Raw genomic sequence first — 1,978 nt, 5'->3', positions numbered from 1 at the left:
TCCGAACGGCTTGTTGCTGGTCACGATCACGGAGGCGCGTTCGTAGCGGCCGGAGACCAGCTGGAAGAACAGGTTCGCTGCCTCCGGTTCGAACGGGATGTAGCCGACTTCATCAATCACCAGGACCGGGACGCGGGCGAGACGCAGCAGTTCGTCCTGGAGCCTGCCGGTGGTGTGGGCGGCGGCCAGGCGGTCGACCCACTGCGAGGCGGTGGCGAACGCGACGCGGTGTCCGGCCTGGCAGGCGCGGATGCCCAGGGCGATGGCCAGGTGGGTCTTGCCGGTGCCGGGCGGGCCGAGGAAGACCACGTTCTCCTTGCCGGTGATGAAGTCCAGCGTGCCCAGGTGGGCCACTGCCTCCCGTTTCAGCCCGCGCAGGTGGGTGAAGTCGAACTCCTCCAGCGTCTTGCGGGCGGGGAAGCGGGCCGCGCGGATGCGGCTCTCTCCGCCGTGGGCCTCACGGGCGGCGACCTCGCGCTGCAGGCAGGCGGCCAGGTACTCCTGGTGTGTCCAGGACTCGGCGCTCGCGCGTTCCGTAAGCCGGCCGGCGGCCTCCAGCAGGGCCGGTGCTTTCAACGCACGGCTGAGGAAGGCCAGTTCGGCGGCGACGTCCCGGGACGTGGTGGTGCGGGTGGCCATGGCATTTACTCCTCTCCTCCGCCGCCTTCGATCAGCTGGAAGACGCGGTCGTAGGCCGGCAGGTCTGGCTGTGCGACCTCCACCGCCGCACCGGCCCCGGTCTGGCGGTACTGGCGCCGCATTGCCGCGGCGGCCCCGGCATGGTCGGGATCGGTCAGGGTCTGGTGGCGGGCCCAGCAGCGGGCATGCTCGGCGACCAGGCGGCCGTCCAGATGCGCTCGCACCGTTTCGGTGTCCGCCTCGATCCGCACGATCCGTCCGATCGCGGCCGGGTGGACGGAGTAGTCGCAGGTGTCCAGGCGGATGTAGTGGTCCCGGCCGATGCGTACCGAGGTCTGCCACCAGCGTGGCGGCGCGGTCGGCGGCAGCGGCAGCATCGCGGCCCGGTCGGCTTCCCACCGCTCGGCCGGCCGGGCCTCAAGCGTGCGGTGCACCCGTCGGTTGGCGACCTCGAGCCACCCGGCCAGCTGCGTGTTGAAGTCGGCCGGGGAGGAGAACACCCGGCCGGGCAGGAACGACGTCTCCAGGTAGCCGTTCGCCCGCTCGACCAGGCCCTTGGCCTCCGGGTCGCGGGGCCGGCACAGGACCACTTTGCAGGCCAGCAGCCCGGCCAGGGCAGCGAACTCATGCCCGAGCACGGCCCGTCCCTCGCGGCGGCGGCCGATGGCCGGCTCGTTGTCCCACACCAGCGCCTTCGGCACCGCATTCCAGCCGGACAGCAGGTCCCAGTGCCCGCTCACCAGGTCGGCGGCCTGCCTCGACGGCAGCATCCGCGCGGTGATCACCCGCGAGTACCCGGACACCATCACCAGCACCGGCGGGCGGCCGGTCTGCCCGAAGCCCAGCGGGACGTCCGCCGGCGGGAACCACAGATCGCACTGGGCCAGCTCGCCAGGCTGATACGCCGTCCGGGACACCGGATCCGCCGGAAGGTAGACCGGCCGTAGCTCCCGCACCCGTCGCTTGAGCACCGACAACGACCGTTCCCAGCCGATCCGCTCGGCGATCACCGTCGCGGGCATCCGCGGATACTCGGCCAGCAGCTCGCGGATCGCCGGCTCCACCGCATCCACGATCGACCCTTTCGGCGCCCGCCGGTACTTCGGCGGATCATCACTGGCCACGGCCCGCCGCACGGTGTTCCGGGCGATCCCCAGATGCCGCGCGATCCCCTTGATCGACATTCCCTCCGCACGGTGGAGCCGCCGGATCTCAGCCCAGTCCTCCACACCGATCACCTCTTCCACCTGACTCCCATGGAGCCAGACTGATCACTCGATCACGGAAGGGGTCACTTTTCATCGACCGATAGGGGGTCACGGTTCAAGGAACGGCGACA

The 1,978-nt window shown here is 70.8% G+C and carries 2 protein-coding genes; both read right to left on the bottom strand.

The features are described 5' to 3' along the window. A partial coding sequence (gene istB, locus RM812_RS41465; RefSeq protein ID WP_311586092.1) for an IS21-like element helper ATPase IstB occupies positions 1 to 639 on the bottom strand: 639 nt, incomplete at its 3' end. A gap of 5 nt (positions 640 to 644) precedes the next feature. Then, entirely contained in the window at positions 645 to 1,877 is a 1,233-nt protein-coding gene (gene istA, locus RM812_RS41460; RefSeq protein WP_311586094.1) for an IS21 family transposase, read from the bottom strand. Positions 1,878 to 1,978: the final 101 nt, after the last annotated feature.

The sequence above is a fragment of the Streptomyces lancefieldiae genome (assembly GCF_031845825.1).
Lineage (GTDB): Bacteria > Actinomycetota > Actinomycetes > Streptomycetales > Streptomycetaceae > Streptomyces > Streptomyces lancefieldiae.
Note: the sequence above shows the minus strand (reverse complement) of the source record. Positions and strands in the feature narration are given on the sequence as shown.